The organism is Halobacterium sp. CBA1132, from assembly GCF_001485535.1.
Taxonomy (GTDB): Archaea; Halobacteriota; Halobacteria; order Halobacteriales; family Halobacteriaceae; genus Halobacterium.
In genome coordinates, this window is sequence record NZ_BCMZ01000001.1 from 582,303 (window position 1) to 606,112 (window position 23,810).

General features: G+C 67.1%; 28 protein-coding genes, 1 tRNA gene and 1 other RNA gene. 15 read left to right on the forward strand and 15 right to left on the reverse strand.

Annotated elements, in window-relative coordinates:
* The first annotated feature begins 68 nt into the window (after positions 1–68).
* Together AVZ66_RS02965 and AVZ66_RS02970 are read left to right on the forward strand one after the other, a co-directional pair.
* A complete protein-coding gene (locus AVZ66_RS02965) occupies positions 69–1,208 on the forward strand; it encodes a calcium-binding protein (protein WP_157575579.1) in 1,140 nt (379 codons plus the stop codon).
* Complete coding sequence (locus AVZ66_RS02970) at positions 1,205–3,664, forward strand: right-handed parallel beta-helix repeat-containing protein (RefSeq protein ID WP_058981684.1); 2,460 nt, start codon at positions 1,205–1,207, stop codon at positions 3,662–3,664. The genes AVZ66_RS02965 and AVZ66_RS02970 overlap by 4 nt, the downstream gene beginning before the upstream one ends.
* Positions 3,665–3,694: 30 nt before the next feature.
* Here the strand turns inward: AVZ66_RS02970 and AVZ66_RS02975 are convergent, their stop codons facing one another.
* The 3 genes from AVZ66_RS02975 to AVZ66_RS02985 all read right to left on the reverse strand — a co-directional run bounded on the left by AVZ66_RS02975 (position 3,695) and on the right by AVZ66_RS02985 (position 5,899).
* A complete protein-coding gene (locus AVZ66_RS02975; RefSeq protein ID WP_058981687.1) occupies positions 3,695–4,009 on the reverse strand; it encodes a hypothetical protein in 315 nt (104 codons plus the stop codon).
* A gap of 469 nt (positions 4,010–4,478) precedes the next feature.
* Complete coding sequence (locus AVZ66_RS02980; RefSeq protein ID WP_058981688.1) at positions 4,479–5,600, reverse strand: hypothetical protein; 1,122 nt, start codon at positions 5,598–5,600, stop codon at positions 4,479–4,481.
* Positions 5,597–5,899 carry a helix-turn-helix transcriptional regulator gene (locus AVZ66_RS02985; RefSeq protein ID WP_058981691.1) on the reverse strand — a complete coding sequence of 101 codons (303 nt, stop codon included), beginning with the start codon at positions 5,897–5,899 and terminating at the stop codon, positions 5,597–5,599. Before AVZ66_RS02985 ends, AVZ66_RS02980 begins: the two co-directional genes overlap by 4 nt.
* A 122-nt stretch (positions 5,900–6,021) precedes the next feature.
* Between AVZ66_RS02985 and AVZ66_RS02990 the strand changes: the two genes are divergently transcribed.
* Complete coding sequence (locus AVZ66_RS02990; protein ID WP_058981693.1) at positions 6,022–7,230, forward strand: DNA cytosine methyltransferase; 1,209 nt, start codon at positions 6,022–6,024, stop codon at positions 7,228–7,230.
* A 419-nt stretch (positions 7,231–7,649) separates the two neighbouring features.
* Here AVZ66_RS02990 and AVZ66_RS02995 read toward each other — a convergent pair.
* Positions 7,650–7,724 (reverse strand) — tRNA-Arg (locus AVZ66_RS02995).
* A gap of 96 nt (positions 7,725–7,820) precedes the next feature.
* Here AVZ66_RS02995 and AVZ66_RS03000 point away from each other — a divergent pair.
* The 3 genes from AVZ66_RS03000 (at position 7,821) to AVZ66_RS03010 (ending at position 9,870) form a co-directional block, all read left to right on the forward strand.
* Positions 7,821–8,660 carry a geranylgeranylglycerol-phosphate geranylgeranyltransferase gene (locus AVZ66_RS03000; protein WP_058981695.1) on the forward strand — a complete coding sequence of 280 codons (840 nt, stop codon included), beginning with the start codon at positions 7,821–7,823 and terminating at the stop codon, positions 8,658–8,660.
* A gap of 120 nt (positions 8,661–8,780) precedes the next feature.
* Complete coding sequence (locus AVZ66_RS03005) at positions 8,781–9,428, forward strand: recombinase RecA (protein WP_058981698.1); 648 nt, start codon at positions 8,781–8,783, stop codon at positions 9,426–9,428.
* Positions 9,429–9,459: 31 nt separating this feature from the next.
* The gene (locus AVZ66_RS03010; RefSeq protein ID WP_058981700.1) at positions 9,460–9,870 is read left to right on the forward strand and encodes a CoA-binding protein; all 411 of its coding nucleotides are present in this window, start codon (positions 9,460–9,462) and stop codon (positions 9,868–9,870) included.
* On the opposite strand, the gene AVZ66_RS03015 is transcribed toward AVZ66_RS03010, so the two are convergent.
* The 3 genes from AVZ66_RS03015 to AVZ66_RS03025 all read right to left on the reverse strand — a co-directional run bounded on the left by AVZ66_RS03015 (position 9,871) and on the right by AVZ66_RS03025 (position 11,898).
* Positions 9,871–10,533 carry an AIM24 family protein gene (locus tag AVZ66_RS03015; RefSeq protein WP_058981702.1) on the reverse strand — a complete coding sequence of 221 codons (663 nt, stop codon included), beginning with the start codon at positions 10,531–10,533 and terminating at the stop codon, positions 9,871–9,873.
* Between the two features lie 81 nt (positions 10,534–10,614).
* Entirely contained in the window at positions 10,615–11,595 is a 981-nt protein-coding gene (locus tag AVZ66_RS03020; protein WP_058981704.1) for a PLP-dependent cysteine synthase family protein, read from the reverse strand.
* Positions 11,596–11,622: 27 nt separating this feature from the next.
* Positions 11,623–11,898 carry a DUF5798 family protein gene (locus AVZ66_RS03025; RefSeq protein ID WP_058981707.1) on the reverse strand — a complete coding sequence of 92 codons (276 nt, stop codon included), beginning with the start codon at positions 11,896–11,898 and terminating at the stop codon, positions 11,623–11,625.
* 168 nt (positions 11,899–12,066) lie between these two features.
* Between AVZ66_RS03025 and ffs the strand changes: the two genes are divergently transcribed.
* Positions 12,067–12,379, forward strand: an RNA gene (ffs, locus tag AVZ66_RS15600) — signal recognition particle sRNA.
* 145 nt (positions 12,380–12,524) lie between these two features.
* On the opposite strand, the gene AVZ66_RS17015 is transcribed toward ffs, so the two are convergent.
* The 6 genes from AVZ66_RS17015 to AVZ66_RS03050 all read right to left on the reverse strand — a co-directional run bounded on the left by AVZ66_RS17015 (position 12,525) and on the right by AVZ66_RS03050 (position 15,263).
* Positions 12,525–12,653, reverse strand: coding sequence for a hypothetical protein (locus tag AVZ66_RS17015; RefSeq protein ID WP_269432455.1), 129 nt, complete (start codon positions 12,651–12,653; stop codon positions 12,525–12,527).
* Positions 12,654–12,656: 3 nt separating this feature from the next.
* Positions 12,657–12,899 (reverse strand): hypothetical protein, encoded by a 243-nt coding sequence (locus AVZ66_RS03030; protein WP_157575580.1) that lies wholly within the window; start codon positions 12,897–12,899, stop codon positions 12,657–12,659.
* On the reverse strand, positions 12,869–13,654 hold the full coding sequence (locus AVZ66_RS03035; protein ID WP_058981711.1) for a response regulator: 786 nt from the start codon (positions 13,652–13,654) through the stop codon (positions 12,869–12,871). The genes AVZ66_RS03030 and AVZ66_RS03035 overlap by 31 nt, the downstream gene beginning before the upstream one ends.
* A gap of 159 nt (positions 13,655–13,813) precedes the next feature.
* The gene (locus tag AVZ66_RS03040) at positions 13,814–14,683 is read right to left on the reverse strand and encodes a mechanosensitive ion channel family protein (protein ID WP_058981713.1); all 870 of its coding nucleotides are present in this window, start codon (positions 14,681–14,683) and stop codon (positions 13,814–13,816) included.
* Positions 14,683–14,925 (reverse strand): YhbY family RNA-binding protein, encoded by a 243-nt coding sequence (locus AVZ66_RS03045; protein WP_058981715.1) that lies wholly within the window; start codon positions 14,923–14,925, stop codon positions 14,683–14,685. Before AVZ66_RS03045 ends, AVZ66_RS03040 begins: the two co-directional genes overlap by 1 nt.
* Positions 14,926–14,987: 62 nt before the next feature.
* Positions 14,988–15,263 (reverse strand): ribonuclease P protein component 4, encoded by a 276-nt coding sequence (locus AVZ66_RS03050; protein ID WP_058981717.1) that lies wholly within the window; start codon positions 15,261–15,263, stop codon positions 14,988–14,990.
* Between the two features lie 73 nt (positions 15,264–15,336).
* On the opposite strand from AVZ66_RS03050, the gene AVZ66_RS03055 reads away from it, so the two are divergent.
* Both AVZ66_RS03055 and AVZ66_RS03060 read left to right on the forward strand, forming a co-directional pair.
* The gene (locus tag AVZ66_RS03055; RefSeq protein WP_058981718.1) at positions 15,337–16,425 is read left to right on the forward strand and encodes a glycosyltransferase family 4 protein; all 1,089 of its coding nucleotides are present in this window, start codon (positions 15,337–15,339) and stop codon (positions 16,423–16,425) included.
* 1 nt (position 16,426) lies between these two features.
* Positions 16,427–17,536 carry a glycosyltransferase gene (locus tag AVZ66_RS03060; RefSeq protein WP_058981721.1) on the forward strand — a complete coding sequence of 370 codons (1,110 nt, stop codon included), beginning with the start codon at positions 16,427–16,429 and terminating at the stop codon, positions 17,534–17,536.
* Here AVZ66_RS03060 and AVZ66_RS03065 read toward each other — a convergent pair.
* A complete protein-coding gene (locus AVZ66_RS03065; RefSeq protein WP_058981723.1) occupies positions 17,533–17,934 on the reverse strand; it encodes a hypothetical protein in 402 nt (133 codons plus the stop codon). The genes AVZ66_RS03060 and AVZ66_RS03065 overlap by 4 nt on opposite strands.
* A 60-nt stretch (positions 17,935–17,994) precedes the next feature.
* Positions 17,995–18,750: a DUF2797 domain-containing protein gene (locus AVZ66_RS03070; RefSeq protein ID WP_058981724.1), complete on the reverse strand. Its 756-nt coding sequence runs from the start codon at positions 18,748–18,750 to the stop codon at positions 17,995–17,997.
* A 120-nt stretch (positions 18,751–18,870) separates the two neighbouring features.
* Here AVZ66_RS03070 and AVZ66_RS03075 point away from each other — a divergent pair, with 120 nt between their 5' ends.
* The 6 genes from AVZ66_RS03075 to AVZ66_RS03100 all read left to right on the forward strand — a co-directional run bounded on the left by AVZ66_RS03075 (position 18,871) and on the right by AVZ66_RS03100 (position 23,784).
* Positions 18,871–19,482 carry a VOC family protein gene (locus tag AVZ66_RS03075; RefSeq protein WP_058981726.1) on the forward strand — a complete coding sequence of 204 codons (612 nt, stop codon included), beginning with the start codon at positions 18,871–18,873 and terminating at the stop codon, positions 19,480–19,482.
* Positions 19,483–19,492: 10 nt separating this feature from the next.
* Positions 19,493–20,446 carry a VOC family protein gene (locus tag AVZ66_RS03080; RefSeq protein WP_058981728.1) on the forward strand — a complete coding sequence of 318 codons (954 nt, stop codon included), beginning with the start codon at positions 19,493–19,495 and terminating at the stop codon, positions 20,444–20,446.
* Positions 20,439–21,083, forward strand: a complete 645-nt coding sequence (locus tag AVZ66_RS03085) for an alpha/beta hydrolase (protein WP_058981734.1) — start codon at positions 20,439–20,441, stop codon at positions 21,081–21,083. The genes AVZ66_RS03080 and AVZ66_RS03085 overlap by 8 nt, the downstream gene beginning before the upstream one ends.
* Positions 21,084–21,267: 184 nt before the next feature.
* Positions 21,268–21,675 (forward strand): DoxX family protein, encoded by a 408-nt coding sequence (locus tag AVZ66_RS03090; RefSeq protein ID WP_058981735.1) that lies wholly within the window; start codon positions 21,268–21,270, stop codon positions 21,673–21,675.
* A gap of 377 nt (positions 21,676–22,052) precedes the next feature.
* Positions 22,053–23,438 (forward strand): ammonium transporter, encoded by a 1,386-nt coding sequence (locus AVZ66_RS03095; RefSeq protein ID WP_058981737.1) that lies wholly within the window; start codon positions 22,053–22,055, stop codon positions 23,436–23,438.
* Positions 23,431–23,784, forward strand: coding sequence for a P-II family nitrogen regulator (locus tag AVZ66_RS03100; protein WP_082678756.1), 354 nt, complete (start codon positions 23,431–23,433; stop codon positions 23,782–23,784). The genes AVZ66_RS03095 and AVZ66_RS03100 overlap by 8 nt, the downstream gene beginning before the upstream one ends.
* Positions 23,785–23,810 lie beyond the last annotated feature (26 nt).

Consider the following 23,810-nt stretch of genomic DNA (forward strand, 5'->3'; position numbering starts at 1 on the left):
CCGGATTGTCGGCGGACTCGGACGCGCCCACCACTATATTCAAGTGCGTTACACCACGACAGATGTACGTGTCTCGGTGCTCAGTTCCGCGTTTCGTCGTCGTCGCCGTGGTCGTCGCATTCGTGGCGACGAGTCCGATGACGGCGCTCGCGGCTGGCACCACTACTACCACGGTCGATTCGGGCGTCCTCGACGTTGACGTGACTGGCGCGGGCGCCGCGACCGAACGCGGTGGCGTCTACTACGTGTGGGCCGACGAACCCGCGACGGTGCGGGTGACCGTCGGCGACTACCTCGCGGAGTCCGACACCTACTACGCCGACTACACCGTCCGACTGACCGAGACCCGGGAAGCCCGCTACAGCGAGCACTTCGACGACTCGCTCGCCGTGACGACGGTGACGCTCGGCGAACTGGCGACGACCGACGCCGACCTCACGCTCGAATCCCGCGAACAGGACCTCGAACGCGGCCGGCACACGCTGTACGCGACGATGTACCGCTCCGGGCCGGGCGGAACCTCGCGCCTCGACGACCGCGCGGTCACCGTCCACGTCATCGAGAAGGGCGGCGACCTCGACGCAGATGGCCTCTCGAACGTCAACGAACTGTCGCTGGGGACTGACTTCCGCGACGCCGACACGGACGGCGACGAACTCGAAGACGGCTACGAAGTCCACCAGTTTGGCACCGACCCGAACGACCCCGACACCGACGGCGACGGCGTCCGCGACGACGAGGAGGTCCGCGCGGGGACCGACTACGGGGACGCGGACACGGACGCCGACAGCCTCGACGACGTGTCCGAACTCGCGGGTAACACGTCCGCCGTCGAGGCGGACGCGGACCTCGACGGGCTGCCGGACGCGCTCGAAGTCGAATTCGGCACCGACCCGTACGACCGCGACACGGACGGTGACGGCCTCACCGACCTGACCGAGTACCGCGACACGGGCACGGACCCGCTGGACGCGGACACGGACGGTGACGGCCTCGAAGACGGCATCGAACTCCGGCGGTACGGCTCCAATCCGACCGCGCTGGACTCGGACGCCGACGGGATTCCCGACGGCGAGGAAGTCCTGCGCGGCACCGACCCCACGTCCCCGAACGACGACGCGCAGAACCCCGCGGTCGCGGCCGGCACGGGCGCGTTCGACTGGTCGGTGTACTACCCACTGGGACAGCTCTCGCACGCATCCACATGACGCCGAGAACCCTCCTCGTCGCCGCACTCGTGGTGCTCGCTGCGGCCACCGCCGGGGTCGCCGCTGGTGCCGCCGGGCCGGCGACCGCCGCGGAGACAGGGCCGACGTACGTCGACGGTGACGTGACCGAGAACACGACGTGGACCGCCGAGAACGGCCCGTACTACGTGGGCCGCGACCTGACCGTCGCCGGGGACGCGACGCTCACTGTCGAACCCGGTACGCGAGTCAACGTCGGCGAGGAAGTCACGATAACCGTCCGGGGGAGCCTCGTGGCGGCCGGAACCGGACTCGACCCGATTCAGTTCACGACCGCCGACCCATCCTCGGGCCCGGGGACGTGGCAGACCATCGAGTACGCCGGCGACGGCGACTCCACGCTCCGGTTGGAACACACCATCCTCGAACACGCCACGACCGCGGTGACGGCGACGTCGAGCGCGGGGTCGATTCGCGTCGCCGACTCGACGGTCCGCGAGCACGTCCGCGACGGTCTCGCCGTCACGGCCCGAGAGGGAGCGCCGTCGATTCGGATTACGGACTCGCGGTTCGCCGACGTCGGCCGCGCGGGCGTCACCGCCGCGGTTCCCGAGACCGTGCCGTACGTGGATGCCGTGCGCGACCTCCGGGTCTCCGGGACGACGTTCGCGAACACCGGCACGAACGGCGTTCGCGTGCGAGCGAGAGCGATTTCGGACGTCAAACTGACCGACGTCACCGTCGCCGGCGTCTCGGGCACCGGCGTTGCCTTCGAGACCGAGTCGACGGACGCGCGCCCGAAGGCGACGAACGACCACACCGTCGAGGACGTGACGCTCCGCCGCGTCGCCGTCGAGAACGTCGGCGGCAACGGCGTCGTGTTCCAGGGCGGCGCGCTCGAAGACGTACTCGTCTCGGAGAGCGAGGTCCGGGCCGCGTCCGGGAGCGGCGTTCGTGTGCACGGGGCGACCGACGCCGACCGCGTGCGCTTCGCCCGCAACACCGTCGTCGACTCCCGGGACGGACTGCGCGTCTCGCTCCGTCGAACGTCCGGGAGCATCCAGCACGTCTCGCTCGCCGTCCAGCACAACGAGTTCTCGCGCAACGACCAGTACGGTATCGACGCCAGCGCCGAGTACGTCTTCGTCGACGCCTTCGACGTGCGGAACAACACGCTCTCCGGGAACGGCGCCGGCGGCGCGAGGTTCGGCACCCAGCAGGTCGACAACACGGTGTTCGCGGACAACGTCGTGCGCGAGAACGACGGCCCCGGTGTCGCCGTCTCCGCGGTCCGGGTGCGCGGCGTGACTGTTCTCCGGAACCGCCTCGTCGACAACGCCGGCGACGGGCTCTCTGTCGACGCTCACGACCTGCTCGGCGGCGTGACTGTCGGCTTCAACGACGCGCTCGACAACGGCGAGTTCGGCGTCGATGTCGCAGGCCAGCGCGCGGGCACCACCACCGTCGTCCACAACAATACGATTGCGGCGAACGCCAACGGCGTGCGCGTCGCCGGCCCGACACCCACGCGGCTGGCGAACAACTCCGTGGTGCTGAACACGGCCGACCGGGAGCGCGCGGACGGCGGCCGCGACGCCGCCGCAGCGACCGGCGTCGTCGTCGAGAACGCCCCGAACGTCGAACTCGGCCACAACGACATCTACGGCCACATCGTCGGACTACGGAGCGCGCTCGACACCGGCGAAGTCGTCGTCGCCGAACACAACTACTGGGGCGCCCCCTCGGGCCCGTACCACGAGACGCTCAACCCCGGTGGCGCCGGCGACGCGGTCGTCACCGACGGCGGGAAGGCCGACCCCGTCCCGTTCGCCAGCGAGCCGTTCGGCCCGCGCTACGAGCGCCCGACCGCGGCGCTCGTCGCCAACGAGACGACCGTTCGAGTCGGCGACCCCGTCGAACTCGCGGGCCGCCAATCCACCGACGACGGCGACATCGAAGTCTACGAGTTCACCGTCGCCGGCGAGCGCCACGTCGGCTCCTCGCCGACGTACGTGACCAGATTCGACGAACCTGGTACGTACGCGGTCTCGCTTGCCGTCGAGGACGAACTCGGTGTCCAGAGTCTCAACGACGCGACCGTGAACGTCACCGTCGAAGCCGCCGCCCAGCCCACACACACGACGACTGCGACCACGACCGCGACTACCGCCGCGCCCGAACCCGGCGACGGGCGCGACGACTCGCTGCTGGCGAGTCTGTTCTCGCTGTGGGGTGGCCTCGGCGCGCTGATTTACCTACTGGCGCTGGCGCTCGGCGCGTACGGCACGTGGCTGTCCATCCGCGGTAACGACCCGCCGGTCGCCGGAACGACGATTCACGCGCTCGCCGCAGTCGGCGTGCTCACGTGGGCCGTCGCCGGCTTCCTCGGTGACGGCGCGCTGCTTACGTTCGCTGCCGGCGGCGCCGTCGCGTGGGGCGCCGCGACTGGGGTTGTGCTCGCGCTCGCTACAAGATGAGTTAGAGGACGCGTAGCGCGCTCGTCCCTCTCAGAGGTTCGTCTCGATGTCCACGATAGTCTTGGCCGTCTCGAAGATGCCGTCCGCGGCCAAGAACTCCTCCACGGAGTCGAAGTCCGCGGGCTCGGTCGGAATCTGGAGTTCCAACTCCTCGTCGTCGAGGCCGCCCGTGATTCGAGCCAGCGACTGCGTTCCGCCCGCCTGCACGTGAATCACCGCGTTCACCACCTCGTCCTCGACCTGTACGTGTTGAATCTCCAGCGGACCGTCCTGCCCCCCATCCGCGTAGTGCAGTACCGCCGGGACGGCGTCCATCTGGACCAATTTCGTGCCGAGTGTCGCCATACTGGCACACGCGCCGTACGGCCGGAAAAACCGCGCGACTCGCAAGTGCGTCCCTTCGGCTGTGGCGGTCTCCCTGGTCAAGCTCTCGTGTCGTTCGCCGGCAAAATGATGGGCGCTACAGGTGTCTCGCGGCAGGGTACCTTTCACCCCGACGGTTCTATCACTCGTAATCAGTTCTTGTTCGTCGGTCGTGTCGCTGAGTGTATCGATTGTCGTGGTGTCTATCGATTGATTTTGCACCAGCGGCGTTAGGCACGGCGGCGCTTCGAAGCGCGGTCGTGCGTGGCTGGACGGCGGCCTCTCGACCGACATTCTCGAGGACACCGACGATGACTGATTGGTTCTGATGCTTGCTCCCTGCGAACGGAAACGAACTTGGCCCGTAGGTCTGCACGTCCTCGAACCCGAACTGCGGGAAGTATCTGCTGACCGAGATTTTCGAATACAATCGGACAGAGCAGCCACCGAGCTAACTCTCTAAATGCGCGAGCGCGGTGTTCTCGGGGTCGACTTGCTCGATGAATCGAAGGATACGCTGAACGGCTTTCGGATTCTCCTCGATGTGGTAGAAGTAGTGGACCATGCCCTGGACCGCGCGGTCCTGCTGGTGGTAGTCCCACGACGCAATCTCCTGTTCGAGGTCCTCGTCCGTGATTACGGTGACGCCAGCGTCCTCGAGTACGTCGGTGGCGTTATCCGAGACTGACCGGCAGAGGGCGATGACCATCGCCGTGGTGTCCTCGGCCAGCTTCATCATCTCACCGAGCTCCCCTCGCACGTTCCCCATCGTGATGTCGCGGTCTTTCGCTTCGACGGAGAGCATCAGGTCCGGGCCGACGTAGCCATCGATGTCCCCGTACCGATTCTGCCGCGAGGACCCCGTGCGCACCTTGCTCGCAGTCAGGGACAGGTGCGTCCACTTCGCCTTCACGTACCCGTAGGCGAACGCCTGGTACGCCGCACCGCCGTTCTCGTCGGGGTGCGAGCGCTGGTAGTCCTGGAGGATGTCGTAGAAGGGACTGGAGAACGGGGGCTCCCGCGTCGGGAGACTTTGGCTGTCGAGACGGTCGAGACCGACATCGAAGAGGCGCTGAGCCGCCTCGTATCGACCCGTTCGAGACAGTTGGTTCGCCAGTTCGAACATGTCCTCGTACTCGTCCCACTTGCCGGTGTGGTGGCCGGGCGAACTCGGGAAGTTCGTTCGGTTCAGCGCGTCGCGGAAGACCGTGATGACATCGTTCTGGACGGGGCGAATCCCGTACTTGTTCCCGTCGAGGAGGAACGTGAGCGTGTCCGTGTCGCGTTCGTCGTACCGGCTTCGAACGTCGTCGGCAGTCAGGCTCGAGTCGAAGCCGTTCAGCCAGTCGTCGACCTGCGAGAGCTGCTCGGCGACCATGAGGAAGTCGATGGCGAGTCCGAGCGTCCCCTTCGAAGACGCGAAGTAGTCCTCCGCGCGGTTCACGAGCGCCTCGATTGTCTCTTTCTCCTCATTAGACAGCGTCGACGGGTCGTGCTGGTACTCGGTCCGAAAGTACTCTCGGAGGAATTCTTCGATTGCCTCGTCTTCCTCGTCGGTCCGGCCGGCAGTCACTTCGAATCACCGTCGTTCAGATCCTCGACGACGTTCGCGACCTCCTCGCCGGTCTCGGTGAGCGAATACAGTTTTGTCCGGGACTCCGCGCTGTGGGACTGGACGAGGTCGCGTTCGCGGAGTTCGGTGAGAGCACGGCTGACGTGGGAGCGAGCGAGGTTACGTACGTCTGCGATGGAACTCGGATTAGTCGGCTTTCCCGCCAACTCCGCGACGACCGCTTGTCGATACTTCGAACCGAGGACGTAGGCTGCGTGGTCCAACTCTGATTCGTCGTCGTGGTTTGCTGTCAACGTCATCAGCACCGGATGCGTACCCGTTGATGCCCAAGCAATAATAGGAAATTTACCATCCGATTACCAACTTTGTAGTGTGCGAGGAGACGAATGGTTAAGTACGAGCCAGCCAGTAATTCGCTGCAATGAGTGAGGACCTGACGTACGTCGACCTCTTTGCGGGTGCGGGAGGGCTCTCTGTCGGTCTCGAGAACGCAGGCTTCACGCTCAAGCACGCCGTCGAAGTCGACGAAGACGCGCGTGCCTCCTTCGCCAACAACCGGGACGGTTGGGAACCAGCGGACATCTCTGAAGACATTCGCGACATCGAACAGGAGGAAATCGCGGGGCTCGTCGGAGACGAATCTGTCGACCTCGTCGCAGGCGGTCCTCCGTGCCAGGGTTTCTCCGAAGTCGTAAGCCCGGACGGGTCCGACGAACGCAACCACCTCTTCACGAACTTCATCGAGTGGGTGAACGAACTCCGTCCACAGGCCGCGCTCTTTGAGAACGTCCGCGGGATGCAGAACACGGCGGGTGGCAAGTTTCTCGAGGCGGTGGAGAAGTCCTTCGACAAGATGGGGTACGAGGTGACCTACCGTGTCGTCACGTCCTCCGACTTCGGCGTCCCCCAGCATCGTCGGCGTCTCGTCGTCCTCGCGTTCAAGGATGGGCAGCCGGACTATCCGCTGGAAGGATTCGACCTCGACCCGGTCGAGACTCCGGGCGTCATCGACGGTATTGGCGACCTACCCGAAGTCGGACCCGGCGAAGAGGTCGAAGAATACGACCGGGAGCCCCAGACGGTTCTCCAGCGAGACCTACGTGGCGACAACGACCAGCTTACTTCGCACCAGGCAGCGAACCACACCGACGACATGGTCGAGATGATTTCGCACATCCCGGACGGTGGAGACCGGACCGCGATTCCGGACGAACTCCAACCGTCGTCGGGTTACCACAACTCGTACTCGCGCCTACAGTCGGACGCACCCGCGGTCGCGATTACCTCGAACATGTCGAAGCCGTCGAGCGCCCGCTGCATTCACCCGTTCCAAGACCGAGGGCTGACGCCTCGAGAAGGAGCGCGCCTCCAGACGTTCCCGGACACGTACCGTTTCGAGGGCGGGCTGGTGTCTCGCCGTCAGCAAATCGGGAATGCCGTTCCTCCTTACCTCGGTGAAGCGCTCGGTTACTACCTCAAAGAGTCTGTTTACGACGTGGAGTTCTCGGAAGCCGACCGTGAACGAATCTACACACTCCGATGTGGATCACTCACACCCGAGGAGTTCGAAGAGACGCGACCGAAACTGGAAGGTTTTGCACAGCAGGCAACGTTCGACGTAGCGGACTGAGAACCGGGCTGGAGTCTGGCCTTGACGCGACTCACGAGGATGCTAGCCATCTCGTCGATTAGCGGTAAGACAGACTTCGACGACGAGGGGCGTCCCGTAGGTTAGGCGCTCGAACGTCACGCCGCCCACCTCTGTGAGTTGGCTCGGCTAACGCCTTGACGGCGTGGACCCTCGTCACGTGACGGGCTGGGATACGATTGAGATGCCGAATTGGCGAATGGTGATTCGCTCGATTTCTGGAGGAAGAAGTAGCTACGGGGAGAAATAGGGTGGGGCACAAAACGGGTGGTCGCTGTATGGGCGCTGCAGGATTGTGAACCGGAGCCAGACGGTCACCTCGCTTCGCTCGGCGCTGCGACTGACAGGGTTCAAATCCTCGGCCCAGGTTTAGCTCGCCACCTCCGTTCCTCGCAAAATCATGGGCGCTGCAGGATTTGAACCCGCGGCGTCTTGGTCCGAAGCCAAGTGCTCTGTCCAAGCTGAGCTAAGCGCCCGGCACGCGAACGTAGACGGAGGTCGGTTTTAAACCCCGTGATTCGGAGCGGGCGGTATCGCCTCCTTTATTCGGGGTGGTCCGCGTAGGCGTGGGCATGAGTGTGGCGGGGACGGTACGGGGGCTGGTGGAGCTCACCCGGCCGGTGAATACGGTGGCGGCGGGCGCGTTGACGTTCATCGGGGCGTTCGTCGCCGGCGGGGCGTTCGCGGAGCCGGCGGCGACGGCAGCGGCGGTGGGGGCGACGTGGTTCGCGACGGCAGCGGGGATGGCGATAAACGACTACTTCGACCGGGACGTCGACCGCATCAACAATCCGGAGCGCGCGATTCCGCGCGGCGCCGTCTCGGAGCGCGGCGCGCTGGCGTTCAGCGTGGCGTTGTTCGCGGGCGCGGTGGTGCTCTCGGTGCTGTTGCCGCCGCTGGCGTTGGGCATCGCGGCGGTGAATCTCGCGGGGTTGGTGACGTACACGGAGTTCTTCAAGGGCTTGCCTGGCGCGGGGAACGCGCTGGTGGCGTACCTCGTGGGGAGCACGTTCCTGTTCGGTGCGGCGGCTGTCGGCGACCCGCTGGCGGGTGGCGTGCTCGCGGTGCTGGCGGCGCTGTCGACGTTCACTCGCGAGGTCATCAAGGACGTCGAAGACGTGACTGGGGACCGCGAGGAGGGGTTGCGGACGCTCCCAATCGTCGTCGGGGAGCGGCGCGCGCTCGTCCTCGGTGCGGCACTCTTGGTCGTCGCGGTGCTGGCGAGCCCGGTGCCGTACGTGGCGGGGACGTTCGGCGTCTGGTATCTGGTCGTTGTGGTGCCGGCGGACACGGTGATGCTGGCGGCGGCGTACCGGAGCTTCGACGACCCGGAGGCGGGCCAGCAACTGCTCAAGGCGGGGACGTTCGTCGCTGCTGTGGCGTTCGTCGTCGGTCGGTTGGCCGGGCCGTGAGAGGGCCAATCAAAAGGAATTTAAGCGAATCAGCATATCTTTCGGGCAGATGAAAACGGGGGAGTCCGACTCGTCGACACGCCACTCCCCGGTCGCAGTCGGTACGCGAGGGGGAGCATAATGTACGAGCTTGGCGCGGCCTTCTCGGACGTGGACGTCGACCCGGGGACGAACATCCTCGTAGAGGGGCCGCCGATGAGCGGGAAGCGAGACCTCGGGTTCGACGTGCTCGCGACCGGCGCTCGCGGAGGAGAGGGGTCTATCGTCGTCTCGACGAAGGACAGCGCCGAGCGCGTCATCGAGGATTTCGCCGAGCACGTCGGCGACACGGAGCCGCTGCTGGGCGTCGTCGACTGCGTCACCAAACAGCAGGGGATGGGGACGGCGACGGAGTCCGAACTCGTCCGGTACGCGTCCTCGCCGGTGGACCTCACCGGCATCGGTATCGAGCTCTCGGAGCTGTTGCGCGCGCTCTACCAGCAGCGCGGCGTCACACGGAATCGCATCCTCCTGCACTCGCTGTCGACGCTGCTGATGTACTCGGACCTCCAGACGGTGTTCCGGTTCCTGCACGTGTTCACGGGGCGCGTGCAGTCCGCGGACGCGCTCGGCGTGTTCGTCGTCGACTCCAGCGCCCACGACGCGCAGACGGTCAGCACGCTCAAGCAGTTGTTCGACGGTATCGTCACGATTCGCGAGCGCGACGACGGCGGCTTCGAGGCGCGCCTCGTCGGCATCGACGACGGCACCGACTGGCGCGACCTGTAGCTTTTTCGCCTCGGCGCGCCAACGAGACGGTATGCCCGTCGAATCAGACACCGAACTCGCGGAGATTCTGGAGTACGACAACGTCGCTGTCGTCGGGTGTTCCTCGACGCCGGGGAAGGACGCCCACGACATCCCTCAGTACCTCCGCGACAACGGCTACGACGTGATTCCCGTGAACCCGTACGCCGACGAAATCTTCGGGCGGGCGGCCTACGACTCGCTGTCCGACGTCGACGAACAGGTGGACGTCGTGGACGTGTTCCGGCCCAGCGAGGAGGTTGCGGGCATCGTCGACGAGGCGATTGCGCGCGACGACGTGCAGGCCGTGTGGACGCAACTCGGCATCCGCGACGACGACGCCGCACAGCGCGCCGAAGAGGCGGGGCTGCGCGTCGTGCAGAGCAAGTGCATCAAAGTCGAGCACGGCCGACTGAAGGCCTGACTACTGCATCTGGCCGCCTTCCTCGTGGGGTTGGAGGACGACGAACCCGTCGTCGGCACTGAACTCCATCTGGACGGACTCCCCGGAGGTCTGTCCGATTTCGAGGGCCTTGTTCACGGAGAACGACGGCGAGAGGCCGTCGCTCCACGCGACCGTCGCGTCGGGGTCTGTCGTCACGGGCGGATTGATAACCAGCGGGTCGCCGTGGGTCGTGATGGCGACTTCGCCGGGGCCGGTGAGGTAGACGTTCGTCAGCCCGCCGGCCGCGGCGCCGGAGAGGTTCCCGATGGTGCTGATTTCGTAGTCGACGTTCGCGTCGAACGCGAGCACGTCGTTGCCGTTGACGGACAGCGACTCGTCGGCGTCGAGGTCCAGAATTTGGACTTTCTTGCTGCGGTCGGCGACGTAGAGGTAGCCGGTGCCCTCCGCGACCATGACCGGCGTCCCTTCGCTGGTCACTGCTTCCTTGACGAGCCCCGTGAGGCCGCCTTCGGCGCTGGCTTTCCCGGTGAAGGTGAACTCGCCGGTGTAGCCGACCATCGAGCCGGCGCGAATCGTCACGCTGCCGTCGACGGGGATGCCGAGGAGGCGGTTGTTCTCTTTGCGGAATCCGTCGGTGTCGGTGTCCGTGTCGGCGGCCTGCGGGAGGGTCGAGATGTCCATGGCGGTGTCGGTTCGGTTCTTCGGAATCGAGTTATACGCTTCGCCGAGTGGCGGACAGCGCGAACGCTCCCGGCACTCTGGTCACCCCTCCCACTCCTCGTAGCTGCCGTAGACGCCCTTCGAGAGGTAGCGCTCGCTGGAGTCCGGGAAGACGGTGACCACGCAGTCGTGGGGGAGGTCGAGGTCGCCGGCGGCCGCGCGCTCGGCGACGTCCAGCGCCGCGAGCGAGTTCGCGGCGGAACTGGACGCGACGAGGTGCCCTTCTTCGCGGGCGAGTCGCTGCATCTCCGCGTGGGTGTCCTCGTCGGGAATCTGGACGATGTCGTCGACGAAGTCGGGGTCGAACAGCTCGTTCGTCGAGGGGTCGTGGGTGCCGATGCCTTCGGTCTTGTACTCGCCCTGTTCGGCGTCCCGTCCCTGCGTGGTCGCGTACAGCGAGCCCTTTGGCTCGACGGCCGTGACGTGCAACTCGGGGACCTGCTCGCGGAGGTATCGGCCCGTGCCCATCAGCGTCCCGGCGGTGCCACACCCCGCGACGACTGCGCCGACCTCGCCGTCGAGCGCCTGGCTGATTTCGGGGCCCGTCGTCTCGTAGTGGGCTTCCGGGTTCAGCGGGTTCGAGAACTGCTGGGGGACGACGGCGTCGTCCAGTTCGTCGGCGAGCTCGTGGGCGCGGTCGATGGCGCCGCCCATGCCGTCCTCGGTGGGCGTGTTGATGACGTCGGCGCCGAGCGCGCGCATCAACTGCTGTTTCTCGACGCTGAAGCGCTCGGGGACGACGAAGACGGCGTCCACGTCGAGCTGGCCGGCGGCGACCGCGAACCCGATGCCGGTGTTGCCCGCCGTCGGCTCGACGATGGTGCCGCCCTCGGGGAGGTCTCCCGAGTCGAGCATCTGTTCGAGCATGTACTCCCCGATGCGGTCTTTCACGCTCGCCCCGGGGTTGAACGACTCCAGTTTCGCGTACACCGGGACGTCGTCGGGCGATGCGTGGACGCGCACCAGCGGCGTCTCTCCGATTGTCTCCAGCACCGAGTCCAGCGGCCTCCGGTGGGTGGTCATCTCGCCGGAAATTCTTGCCGGCGTTCTTTAGTCGTTGCCATCCGCACCGTCGCTGCCGGCGTCTCCCACGCCCGCGTCAGCGACGACGCTCTCGACGTCGACGCCCTCCTTCTCGGCGAGCGCTTCGACGAGCGCGCGCTGCTCGGCGAGTTCGGTCTCTAGTTCGGCGACGCGCCCGTTGGTTTCCTCGACGGTCCCCGCGAGGTCGTTGACCTGTTCGCGGAGTTTCTCGAAGCGCTCGTAGAGCTTGTCCGCCATATCAGTGACTTTCTGGAGTTTCTTCGCGGTCGAACCGAATCCCATGCCCGCCAGTAGACGGCCGGCCGGGATGACCGTTTCCCTCCCCGCTACGCTGGCGCACCGCTCGCGTGACGCGCTCGCGGATGGTAGATACCCTGCGCTGGACCGATGGACTGCACCGACACAGAGACCCCATCCCGAAAGGCCCTTAAGAGGGAGCCGTCTACGTGAAAGTGGACTAGGCCGGGCGGTTTGGCCCCGCCCTCCTCCCGCGAGACAGCCATTAGCGGGGGCCGAAATCCGGGGGAGTCCGGTCGACGTGTCCGGGCCCCGGAAGCCAACGTGGAAGCCTCGTCCTTCGGGGACGGCGGTCCGCGGCGCGCACCTGCAGGGGTGTCGTCGTCGCGGTTCGTCGGTGCCACTCCGTCAGGCACGGAAGTGAGCAGCGGAGCACCGAACGCTCGTCGCTCGAAGGGTCGCGGGGTGGAGAAGGCGACCGGGACTACCCGGGCAGGAACGCCGGGCAACCTCGACCCGTCCATCATTCATATGTACCTTTTCCTGCGCTCAGTCGCGACGCTCCTTCGCTTGCAAAAGCTACGCTAAAAGCCTCCTCACTCCAGCCGCGGCTCTGCGAGCCGCGTTAGTCGTTCGTCGGCCAGCGCGCGTAGCGCGCTGTGACTCTGCTATCACTCCGTCACGTCGAAGCTCACCCACTCACGGGGCTGGTCGGGGATGCCGCGGGAGCGCAACTGTTGGCCGGTCTCGGTCTCGCGGACGTCGATTCGCGCCGAACAGAACTGCGTAATCGTGCTCACGGTCTACTCGTCGTGCATCCCGGGGTCGATGCAGAACACGCCGATGCCGTCGACGGCGTCGATGCGCCCGACGAGCGTGTGGACGAACCGCGAGACGGTTTTGAGGTCGCCGAACGACAGCAGCGTCGACACCGAGAACAGGCCGGTGCGAACGCGCTCGATGCCGGCCTCGCGGAACGTCCGGTAGACGTCCGAGTAGCGCATGCCGATACCGGTCAGGTCCGACGGCCCGGAGACGGGAAGCACCTGCGCGTGGACGCTCTGGTCGTCGTCGCCGACGCAGTCGAGGATTGCGGCGCGCTCGCGTAGAAGCGGATGTTCGCGGCCGCAAGCCCCTCGTTGTCCTCGAAGCGCGGGTCCTCGTTCACGTCCTCGATGACCGTCACGCCGTCGTCCAAGATTGCGTACGTGCAGACGGTGTTCTCGCGGTCCATCGGCTCGAAACTGAGGCCGTAACACGAGAGGAACTCCTCGCTGTGTGCGTCGATGACGCCGACAGCGGCGGCGTCGAGGCCGAACAGCGCGGTCGCGAGTTCCGTCAGTCGGTCCAGCGACGCGCCGAGTTCCTCGGGGTCGGTGGCGTACTGTTCGAGCGCCGCGACCCGCGCGCCTTCGTCGTCGGGCAGCGGGTACGCGGTCTGACTGCGGAACGCGAGCGCGTGTTCGACGACGCCGACGAGTTCCTCGCGGTCGTCGCCGTCCTTGTGGACGTACTCCGCGACCATCGACCCGAACGCGCCGGTGTCCACGTCGTCCAGTCCCGCCTCCGTGAACAGCACGCACGTCGCGTCGGGGAATCGCTCGCGCACCGTGTCCGCGAGTTCCAGGCCGTTGCCGTCGGGGAGCGCGTGCTCTGTGACCACGCACTCGACGACGTGCTCGTCGAGCACGCCGTGTGCTTCGGCCAGCGACCCGGCCTCCGCAACGTCGAAGCCGGCGTCCGCGAGCGCGGTCGCTGTCCGCTCGCGCGCCGGCGCCTCGGGGTCCGCGCAGAGAATCATACGCGCAGTTTACTATCCGGCACCGTAAAATTTCGTGCTCGGCGGCGTCGATGGACGCTGTGAGCCAGCGCCCGGAACTCACGTCAGTGATTCTATCGTTCCCGGGGCGGCCGCGGATTCAGGCGCGCTGGCCCGCGCTTCGGGCGTCGAATCGGCCGACTATTCGAGGTGGTCGGTCGCCGGCGACCCCGAGATGTCGACCTCGCCGTTCAGGGTGCGAATCGGGTACGGGATGTCGATGCCCGCCTCGTCGAAGCGCTCCTTGACGGACTGGACGTACTCGCTGCGGGTCTTCACGAAGTCCGAGCGGGAGGGGTTGGCAATCCAGAACCGGGACTTGAGGCCGACGTAGGAGTCGCCGAGTTCGGTCAGCCGCACCGTCACGCCGGGGTCGTCGAGGATGTTCTCGTGGTTCTCGGCCTCCTCGACGATGATTTCGGTGGCCGCGTCGATGTCGTCGTCGTAGCCGATGCCGAACAGGAACTGCTGGCGGAGCTTGTCCTTCGCCACCGGGTTCTTGATGACGCCGTCGGTGAGATTCGAGTTCGGGACCGTCAGCAGTTCGTTGTCGAACGTGCGAACGCGGGTGACGCGGAGGCTGATGTCCTCGACGATGCCGGAGTTGTCGTCCCACTCGATCCAGTCGTCGACGCGGAACGGCTCGTCCGTGTAGATGAACACGCCCGCGACGAAGTTCTTGATGACGTCCTGCATCGCGAACCCGACGGCGAGCGTGGCGGCCGCCGCGATGGTCGCGAGACTCGTCAGGAAGTTCCCGTAGCCCGCGAACCCGAACGCCACGGAGATGGCGACGAACACCACGCCGAAGTTCACGAGCCGCTGGAGGGGCTTGCGGGCGTGTGCGTCGAGGTCTCGCCGCCGGAGCACGCGGTCGAACAGCGGCCGCACGACCACCTTCCCGACGAGGTAGATGGCAGCGAACGCCGCGACGAAGTAGAGGAACTGCGTGACCGCGCCCGCGTACTGCGGTACGATGTCCCGGACGAACGGCAGCGGATCCACCGGCATTACTTGTAGACCGCCGTGTTACCCCGCGTCTCGACGACCTCTCCCCCGGCGAGGCCCGAGAGTTCGTCGGCGAGCTCCTCCGTGGAGCCGTCGCCGCGCGCCGACCGCAGGAACTTCACTTTCACGACGTCTCGGTCGTCGAGTTGGTCCGAGAGTTCGTCGGCGACCGCGTCCACGCCGGCCTTCCCCACCCAGACCGTCACGTCGGCCTCGTGGGCTTGCTTCGCTAAGTCCTCGCTCATGTTCTACAGACAGTTCAGGGCGCGAGACTTTGAAGCTTGTTGCATCGGCCGCGCCCGTCTCGCTACTCGTAGGGGTACCGGGCTTGGTGGCCGCAGTCGCACGTGACGACGACGTGGCCGTCCTGCGTGCGGACGCGAGCGTTCCGGCCGGGGACGAGGTAGGCGTCGCAGGCGTCGCAGGTGAAGCGCCGGAACTCGCGGGGGAGCGTGAGCCGGTTGCGTTCCGCGAGGCGACGGGCGAGGCGGACGTACTCGCGGGCGCGGTCGTCGTCGCCCTCCCGCGCCGCTCGCCGCGCGAGGGCGTGCAGTCGCTCGATTCGCTCCGCCGCGATGGACATACCTACCGGCAGGCGTGGGCCACCGAAGACAGTTCCGGTAGGATTATCGGCGGCGGTCGGCTTGCGTCGGGTAATGCGGGCGCTGAACTACCTCGAGTTCGAGGACCGACTCCGCGGGGGTATCGTGACCGCGACGCGCCAGCAGCGCGCGGCCCTCGCGACGACGGACGTCGAGGTGGTGGAGTCGCCGTGGCGCGCGGGCAACCCCGTGCAGTCGCTCGGCACGCTGTTCGCTGGCGAGGGCTACTTCGCGGAGTACGACCTCGCGCACTGCAACCTCGTCGGCCCGGGCAGCGTCGCCGTCGCCCGGCACGCCGAGCGCAACGACATCCCGCTGGTCCTGCACGCACACGTCACGAAAGAGGACTTCGCGGAGTCGTTCCGCGGGTCGTCGACGGTCGCTCCCGCGCTGGAACCGTACCTGCGGTGGTTCTACTCGCAGGCCGATTTGGTGGTCTGCCCCAGCGAGTACACGAAGGGCGTCCTCCAGTCCTACCCCGTCGACGCCCCAATCAAGCAGATTTCGAACGGCGTGGACGTCGAGAGCCTGCAGGGTTACGACGACTTCCGGGCGGACACCCGGGAGCGATTCGACCTCGACGGCATGGTCGTGTACGCCGTCGGCGAGGTGTTCGAGCGCAAGGGCCTCACGATGTTCTGCGAACTCGCGAAGGCCACGGAGTACGACTTCGCGTGGTTCGGCCCCTACGACGAGGGGCCACAGGCCGGCAAGGCGACGACGAAGTGGGTGAACAATCCGCCCGAGAACGTGACGTTCACGGGCTACATGGAGGACAAGCGCGCGGCGTTCGGCGCGGGCGACGTCTACCTCTTCCCCGCGAAAGTCGAGAACCAAGGCATCGCGGTGCTGGAGGCGATGGCCTGCGGGAAGCCGGTCGTCCTCCGGGACATCGACGTGTTCCGGGAGTTCTTCACCGACGGCGAGGACTGTCTGCTGTGTTCGACGTTCGCGGAGTTCCGCGACGCGCTCGAACGACTCGCGGACGACCCAGAACTCCGCGAGCGCCTCGGCGAGAACGCCCGGAAGACCGCCGAGTCCCACAGCCTCGAACGCGTCGGCGACGAACTCGAAGCGGCGTACCGCGACCTCGCGGCGGGCGTTCCGCCAGAAGCCGTCGCTGCCGGCGACGCGGAGGGGTAGCGTGTCCGAGGACTCCCCGACCGTCGCGGCGTTCACCGACTCCTACCTGCCGACGGTCAACGGCGTCACGTACACCGTCTCGACGTGGCACGACCGCTGGCAGGCGCGCGGCGGGCAGATGCCCGTCGTCTACCCGCGCGCCGACTACAACGCCGGCCCCGGCGAACACGCGGTGCCGAGTCTCGGGTTCCCGTTCTACGAGGGGTACCGGATGGCGCTGCCACGAACCCCGAACGCGGTCCAGAATCTCGAGGTCGATGTCGTCCACGCGCACACGCCGTTCGGCCTCGGGTTGGCCGGCATGCGGTTCGCGCGCAAGCACGACCTCCCGTTCGTCGCGTCCTACCACACGCCGACCGCCGAGTACGCCGAGTACGTCGTCCCGGACGCGGCGACGGGCGCGGTCCGGCGCGCCAGCGAGCGCTGGGAGCGCTGGTTCCTCGACCACGCCGACCTCGTGTTGACGCCGAGCGAGCGCACCCGCGACCACGTCTGGGACCTCGGCGTCGACGCGCCCGTCGAACCGCTCCCGAACGGCGTCGACGTACAGACGTTCCGCCCGGTCGAAACCGCGGACTTCCGCGCGCGCTACGACCTCCCTGAGAACGAACCGCTCGTCGGCTACACGGGCCGCCACGGCTACGAGAAGTGCCTCTCGGACCTGCTCGCAGCCGCCGAGGGACTGGACGCGACGGTCGTCTTCGGCGGTGACGGTCCCGCTCGCGACGACCTCGAAGCCGAGGCCCGCGAGCGCGGCGTCGACGCGCGCTTCCTCGGGTTCCTCGACCGCGAGGACCTCCCGGCGTTCTACTCTGCGCTGGACGCGTTCGCGTTCCCCAGCCCCGTCGAGACGGAGGGGTTGGTGGCGCTGGAAGCCAACGCCTGCGGGACGCCCGTGGCCGGCGTGAAAGCCGGCGCGCTCGCCGAGACTGTCGACGACGGTGAGACCGGCTACCACTACGAGGCCGGCGACGTCGACGGCTTCCGCGCGGCCATCGAACGCACGCTCGACGAACGCGAGCGCCTCGCGCAGAACTGTCTCTCGCGGCGCGAGGAAATCAGCGTCGAACGCGCAATCGACGAGTTAGAAGAGCTGTACGGCGACCTCTAGTCTTCGAGCGCGTTCGCGATGCGGTCGAGCTTGTTGTTCGTGCGCTCCAGTTCCTTGCGGAGCTGTTCGAGCTCGCGCTCGACTTTCTCGCTGGAACCGCCCTCCGACTCGTCGGGTCGGCCGCCGCCCATGCCGGGCGGGCCGCCACCGCCGCCGCCCATCATGCCGCCCATCATCTGCGCGAACGGGTTGCCGCCACCACCGCCGCCGCCGCCCATGCCGGGCGGGCCGCCACCGCCGCCCATGGCTTCTTCCATGCGCTCGCGGGGGCCACCTTCGCCTTCCTCGCCCTCGTCGCGTTCCTGTGCGCGCTCCTGACGGATTTCCTCGACGCGCTCTCGGAAGGACTTCTCCTCCTCGTCTCCCTCGTTCTCGGCGTCGGGTTCGTCGTCTGCCATACCACCGGATTGGCTACCCGCACGGAAAAAAGCCGCTTTCCACGGTCGCGCTCGCCGCTTCTAGAACGCGCCGAGACTCGACTGGCGGTCCCGGTCGCTCGCGCCTTCAGTGACATCGTAGCCTACGAGGTCGCGCATGTCCACGGCGTACGTCGTCCCGCCGCGCTCCAGCGCGAGCACGCGCCCCTTCGTTCCGAGCACGGTCCCCGTGGCCATCGTCTCCGCGACCGGGCGCGCGTCGAAGGCCAGCCCGTAGTCGAAGTCGAAGCGCTCGATGGGGTCGTACGCCGCGACGAGGGACTCCCACGCGGCGTCGTCCACGCGGTCGGCGAACCCCCGGATTTTGGTGGGGACGCGCACGCGGTCGGGAATCTCCTCGGCGATGCCGTACTCGATTTGTCGCGCGCGCTTGCCGTCCTCGACGGTCCTGATGTGGGCCGCGCGGTCCGCACCCTGCTCGCGCAGCCGCGTGTCGAGGCGCCACGACCGCGTCACGCCCACCTTGAACGTGTCCGGCGCGAACGCCGCGATGTAGATTGCGTGCTCCTCGTGGCACGACTCGAGGGGCATCGCGCAGTTCCCGACGCAGCGCGCGCACGGCCACGTCGACGTGTGGTCGTCACAGTACGGCGCGTCCTCGTTCCCACAGGCCTCGTGGACGCCCTCGTCTGTGGCGCCCGCGCAGTGGCGCTCGCCGAGCGTGTACGCCAGCGTCTCGCCCGCCAGCAGCGGCACGCGTTCGACGTGCCCCTCGCTAGCGACGCGGAGTGCGGCCGGCCCCTCGCCGGGCGTCGTCTCGTACTCCACAATCTGCACGCTCGCGGGTACGCCGCTCCCGAATAAAGCGGTGACGTTCGCGGGGCCGATGACGTGCGTGTCACCCGGTGGCGTCGACACCCGCGAGCGCTTATCCGACCGGGCGGCCTACGGAGGGGTATGGCAGACGAATCCATTCCGGTCTCCGCAGAAGCCCCTGACAGTCCGTTCCAGACCACGGGCACCGACCACATCACCATCTGGGGGAGCAACCCCGACGACACCATCGCGTTCTACCGCGACCTGCTCGGGATGCCGCTCGTGCTCCGCCAGCCGAACCTCGACGACCCCTCGCAGACGCACCTGTTCTTCGACACGGGCGACGGCCGCATCCTCACCGTCTTCGTCAGCGACGACCGCGCGTCCAACCGCGGCATCCGCACGCAGACCGGCGGCGTCCACCACCTCTCGTTCTCCATCGCGGCGGAGGACTTCGAGGACGTCATGGAAGCCCTCGACGACGCCGGCCACGGCTACAACGTCTTCGACCGAGGCATCTTCTTCAGCCTCTACACGCAGGACAACAACGGGCTCGTCATCGAACTCTCCGCCGACAAGTACGACATCCCCGACGACCGCCGCGGCGAAGTGCTGGCGACCGCCCAACGCCTCCGCGAGGAGGACGGCGCGGACTTCGCGGAGGACCGCCACATGAAGCAGGCGCTCGAAGAACTCGGCCTCGACGCCGAACCCGCGGACCTCCCGGACGCCTCCACCGGCGTCGGTTACTGAACGCAGTTCGATGCTCACGGACACGCCCGGCATCCACCACGTCACCGGCCTCGTCGAGTCCGCCCAGCGCAACGTCGACTTCTACGTCGGCGTCCTCGGCCTGCGACTCGTCAAGCGCACGGTCAACCAGAACGACATGCTGCGCTACCACCTCTTCTACGGGAACGGGACGGGCGACCCCGGGACCGTGTTGACGTGCTTCCCGTACCCCAACGAGGCGCCGGGCCGCGTCGGCAAACCCCAGATTTCGGCGGTGGCGTTCGCCGTGCCGCCGGGGTCGCTGCCGTACTGGCGGGGCCGCCTCGCCGAGCACGGCGCGGACGTGACGGGAACAGATACCCGCTTCGGCGACCGCGTCCTGCGATTCGCGGACCCCGACGGTACGAACGTCGAACTCGTGGCGCGCGAGTCGCCCGTCGAACCGTGGACCGGCGGGCCGGTCCCCGAGCAGTACGCGATTCGGGGCGTCCACAGCGTCACCGCGCTCCCCACGAACCCGTACACGACCGGCGCGCTGCTGGAGACGCTGGGCTTCGAACTCGCGGGCGAGGAACGCAGCCGCGACGAGAACCGGATTCGCTACGAGGCCGATGGCGAGTACGCTACCGTCCTCGACCTCATCGACCGCCCGACCGAGGAGTTCGGCCGCGAGGGCACCGGCTCGATTCAGCACGTCGCCGTGCGCGCCGACAGCGTCGACGAACTGTACGAGTGGCACGACTTCCTCCGCGACCGCGACTACGACGTCTCCCGCGTCCACGACCGGTACTTCTTCCACTCGCTGTACGTCCGCGAACCCGGCGGCATCCTCCTCGAACTGGCGACCGAGGAGCCCGGACTCGCCGCCGACGAGGACACCGCGGAACTCGGGGAGACGCTCGTGCTACCCGACCAGTTCGCCGAGGACCGCAGCCTCGTGGAGGGCCAACTCCCGCCGCTGTCGGTCCCGTTCGCGGATGACTGAGGGCCCGCACGCCGACCAGCCGGTCGTCACCGCGGGCGCGCCGGCCTCCGTCGCGGACGCCGTCGTCGTCCTGCTGCACGGCCGGGGCGCGACTGCGCAGGGCGTCGTGAATCTCGCGGAGCCGCTGTACCGCCACGGCGTGACGTTCGTCGCGCCCGAAGCCGCACGGAGCCGGTGGTTCCCGTACTCGGCGTTCGCTCCCGTCGAGCGCAACGAGCCACACGTCTCCTCGGCGCTTTCGGCCGTCGACGGCGTGCTCGACGACGTGCGCGAGTGGGGCATCCCACTGACGGACGTGGTGTTGTTCGGGTTCTCACAGGGCGCGTGCCTCGCCAGCGAGTACGCCGCCCGCAACCCCCGCGAGTACGGCGGCGTCGCGGCGCTGAGCGGCGGCCTACTGGGCGAGGAAGTCGGCGACTACGACGGGTCACTCGCGGGGACGCCCGTGCTTCTCGGCGTCGGCGACAGCGACCCCGAGGTCCCCGTGGCGCGCGTCCGCGAGACTGCGGCCGTGTTCTGCGCGCTCGGTGGCAGCGTCACGGAGCGCGCCTACGAAGATGTCGGCCACGAGGTCACCGACGACGAGTTCGCGGTCGTCGGGTCGTGGCTCGACGACATCCTCTCGGACAGCGACTGACTCCGGTCGTTTCGGCCGCGCTATCGGGTGGCGACATCCGTGTCACCCGGTAGTGGCCGTGTCGCCGAACGCCCAAGTAGTTCCCTGTCGAACCAAGTAACGTTGTGAAATCTACTATCGACACGTCAGTTGCGAACGCTGCACAGTTCGACGACCGCGCCGCGACGACGGAGGTGTCCGCCTGATGGCGGCCGTCGACGTTCTCCTGCTGGTCGGGCGCGTGCTGTTCGGCGGCGTCCTCGCGTTCATGGGCCTCAACCACTTCATGCAGACCGAATCGATGACCGGCTACGCCCAGCACAAAGGCCTCCCCGCGCCGAAGCTCTCGGTGCTCGCCTCCGGCGCAGTGCTGGTGCTCGGCGGTCTCTCGGTTGTCACGGGAATCGCTCCCGTCGTCGGCGCCGTCGCGCTCGCGGGCTTCCTCGTCGTCTCCGCGCTCACGATGCACGACTTCTGGGCGGTTCCCGAGGACCAAGCCCAAGACGAGATGACTGGCTTCCTGAAGAACGTCGCACTCGCGGGCGGCGCGCTCGCTGTCGCCGCGTCCGCCACGGCCGGCTGGGCGTACAGCGTCGGCATCACCCTCTTCTAACTCGTCGCTTCGCCGACATCTCTTCCGCGACCCGGACTCGTTCTCACGAGAAAACTAGTTGTAATTTTGTTCTTTCCGCGCGCGACTCGTGTGCATACACCGCCCGCAGACGATATTTTGCTAATTGTGTGGAAATAGGAGAAATAGATTTAGAATCCTGTGGGTTCCTCCTTATACACTCACTATACTACTATCACGACCCCATTCGATTAAGCGTTTATACGTTAGCCTTTTGTATAGGAGCGTGGTGTCCAGCGATGTGACGGATTTAATGCCCGAACGTGGAGCAATCTCGGAAATTAGTAGTCGCATCTTGCAAGAACAGCGCAGTTCCGTGAACGGTGCGCCGGCTGTGGTCGGTGTAGGAGGGCGCGACGATGCTTGAGGGGGCAGTCATCGCGCAAGCAGACCCCGGCACGATAGTCAACGGCGTCAACACCGTCTGGACGCTCGTGGTCTGCTTCCTCATCTTCTTCATGCAGCCCGGGTTCGCGCTGCTGGAGGCGGGGCAGGTCCGCGCGAAGAACGTCGCCAACGTCCTCATGAAGAACCTCATGGACTGGGGGATGGGCGTCCTCGTGTTCTTCGTCCTCGGACTCGGCGTCTACGGCATCGCCGGCCAACTCACGACGTCCGGCCTCGCGCTGGACGTCGGGGCGGCGTTCTCGTACATCAACGACCCGAGTTCGTGGATCGGCTCGTACCTGTTCAGCGCCGTGTTCGCGATGACCGCGGCGACCATCGTCAGCGGGGCGGTCGCCGAGCGCATCAAGTTCAAGGCGTACATCTTCTACTCCATCGGCCTCACGGCGTTCATCTACCCGGTCGTCGCCGGGTTCTCGTGGGGCGGCACCGGCTTGCTGTCCTCGAGCGGCTTCCTCGGACAGGCCATCGGGGTCGGCTTCCTCGACTTCGCCGGTGCGACCGTCGTCCACATGCTCGGCGGCGTCGCCGGCCTCGTCGGCGCGTACATGGTCGGCCCGCGGAAGGGCCGCTACGACTCCGAAGGCAACAGTCAGCCGATTCCCGGTCACTCCATCACGCTGGCCGTGCTGGGGACGTTCATCCTCGCGTTCGGCTGGTACGGATTTAACGTCGGGACGCAGGCCGCAGTGCTCAGCGTCTCCGAAGGCGCACTCGCGTTCAACGGTGACGCGCTCGGCCGCGTCGCGCTGAACACCACCCTCGGCATGGGCGGCGGCGCGGTCGCCGCCGCGCTCGTCACCGGCTGGTCGGACGGCAAGCCCGACCCGCTGTTCACCGCGAGCGGGCTGCTCGCCGGTCTCGTCGCGGTCACGGGCGCTGTTCCCCACGTCACGTGGTACGGCGGCCTCATCCTCGGCATCATCGGCGGCGCGCAGGCGCCCATCGTCTACCGCTGGGTCACGGACAAGCTCAAAATCGACGACGTCGCGGCCGTCTTCCCCGTCCACGGGAGCGCGGGCGCAATCGGGACGCTGCTGATTCCGGTGTTCGCGACGGGCGGCTTCTCCGCCACGCAACTCCTGATGCAGGCGGTCAGCATCGCCGTCATCGTGGCGTGGACGGTCGTCACGACCGTCATCGTCTTCAAAATCGCCGACATCGCCGTCGGCCTGCGTCCCGACGAGGACGAGGAAGACATCGGGCTCGACCGCAGCGAACACGGGTACACGGCGTACCCCGAGTTCGTCGACACCGCCGGCGACGGCGGCGTCACGGTCACCAGCGGGGACAGTGGAGCTATGGCAACTGACGGCAGTGGGGTGAACGAAGATGACTGAAAGCGACATCGAACTCGTCATGGCGGTTATCCGGCCGGACAAACTCTCGGAAGCGAAGCAAGCGCTGGCGGAAGTCGGCGCGCCCAGTCTCACCGTCTCGGACGTGAGCGGGCGCGGCAGCCAGCCCGCGATGACCGAGCAGTGGCGCGGTGAGGAGTACACCGTCGACCTCCATCAGAAGGTCAAAATCGAAATCGTCGTCGCGGACATCGACGCCGAGGACGTCGCGGAGGCGCTCAGCGACGCCGCCCACACGGGCGAACCCGGCGACGGCAAGATATTCATCCTCCCGGTCTCGGAGGCCTACCAGATTCGGACCGGCGAGACAGGTATCGACGCGGTCTGACGCCGCGCGGCGACGCTATTTTTGCG

What these genes read in the sequence shown, in the direction of transcription:
- AVZ66_RS02970 (WP_058981684.1), top strand. Translation starts at nt 1,205, where the DNA reads ATGACGCCGAGAACCCTCCTCGTCGCCGCACTCGTGGTGCTCGCTGCG.
- AVZ66_RS02975 (WP_058981687.1), bottom strand. Translation starts at nt 4,009, where the DNA reads ATGGCGACACTCGGCACGAAATTGGTCCAGATGGACGCCGTCCCGGCG.
- AVZ66_RS02985 (WP_058981691.1), bottom strand. Translation starts at nt 5,899, where the DNA reads ATGACGTTGACAGCAAACCACGACGACGAATCAGAGTTGGACCACGCA.
- AVZ66_RS02990 (WP_058981693.1), top strand. Translation starts at nt 6,022, where the DNA reads ATGAGTGAGGACCTGACGTACGTCGACCTCTTTGCGGGTGCGGGAGGG.
- AVZ66_RS03000 (WP_058981695.1), top strand. Translation starts at nt 7,821, where the DNA reads ATGAGTGTGGCGGGGACGGTACGGGGGCTGGTGGAGCTCACCCGGCCG.
- AVZ66_RS03005 (WP_058981698.1), top strand. Translation starts at nt 8,781, where the DNA reads ATGTACGAGCTTGGCGCGGCCTTCTCGGACGTGGACGTCGACCCGGGG.
- AVZ66_RS03010 (WP_058981700.1), top strand. Translation starts at nt 9,460, where the DNA reads ATGCCCGTCGAATCAGACACCGAACTCGCGGAGATTCTGGAGTACGAC.
- AVZ66_RS03015 (WP_058981702.1), bottom strand. Translation starts at nt 10,533, where the DNA reads ATGGACATCTCGACCCTCCCGCAGGCCGCCGACACGGACACCGACACC.
- AVZ66_RS03020 (WP_058981704.1), bottom strand. Translation starts at nt 11,595, where the DNA reads ATGACCACCCACCGGAGGCCGCTGGACTCGGTGCTGGAGACAATCGGA.
- AVZ66_RS03025 (WP_058981707.1), bottom strand. Translation starts at nt 11,898, where the DNA reads ATGGGATTCGGTTCGACCGCGAAGAAACTCCAGAAAGTCACTGATATG.
- AVZ66_RS03035 (WP_058981711.1), bottom strand. Translation starts at nt 13,654, where the DNA reads ATGATTCTCTGCGCGGACCCCGAGGCGCCGGCGCGCGAGCGGACAGCG.
- AVZ66_RS03040 (WP_058981713.1), bottom strand. Translation starts at nt 14,683, where the DNA reads ATGCCGGTGGATCCGCTGCCGTTCGTCCGGGACATCGTACCGCAGTAC.
- AVZ66_RS03045 (WP_058981715.1), bottom strand. Translation starts at nt 14,925, where the DNA reads ATGAGCGAGGACTTAGCGAAGCAAGCCCACGAGGCCGACGTGACGGTC.
- AVZ66_RS03050 (WP_058981717.1), bottom strand. Translation starts at nt 15,263, where the DNA reads ATGTCCATCGCGGCGGAGCGAATCGAGCGACTGCACGCCCTCGCGCGG.
- AVZ66_RS03055 (WP_058981718.1), top strand. Translation starts at nt 15,337, where the DNA reads ATGCGGGCGCTGAACTACCTCGAGTTCGAGGACCGACTCCGCGGGGGT.
- AVZ66_RS03065 (WP_058981723.1), bottom strand. Translation starts at nt 17,934, where the DNA reads ATGGCAGACGACGAACCCGACGCCGAGAACGAGGGAGACGAGGAGGAG.
- AVZ66_RS03075 (WP_058981726.1), top strand. Translation starts at nt 18,871, where the DNA reads ATGGCAGACGAATCCATTCCGGTCTCCGCAGAAGCCCCTGACAGTCCG.
- AVZ66_RS03080 (WP_058981728.1), top strand. Translation starts at nt 19,493, where the DNA reads ATGCTCACGGACACGCCCGGCATCCACCACGTCACCGGCCTCGTCGAG.
- AVZ66_RS03085 (WP_058981734.1), top strand. Translation starts at nt 20,439, where the DNA reads ATGACTGAGGGCCCGCACGCCGACCAGCCGGTCGTCACCGCGGGCGCG.
- AVZ66_RS03090 (WP_058981735.1), top strand. Translation starts at nt 21,268, where the DNA reads ATGGCGGCCGTCGACGTTCTCCTGCTGGTCGGGCGCGTGCTGTTCGGC.
- AVZ66_RS03095 (WP_058981737.1), top strand. Translation starts at nt 22,053, where the DNA reads ATGCTTGAGGGGGCAGTCATCGCGCAAGCAGACCCCGGCACGATAGTC.
- AVZ66_RS03100 (WP_082678756.1), top strand. Translation starts at nt 23,431, where the DNA reads ATGACTGAAAGCGACATCGAACTCGTCATGGCGGTTATCCGGCCGGAC.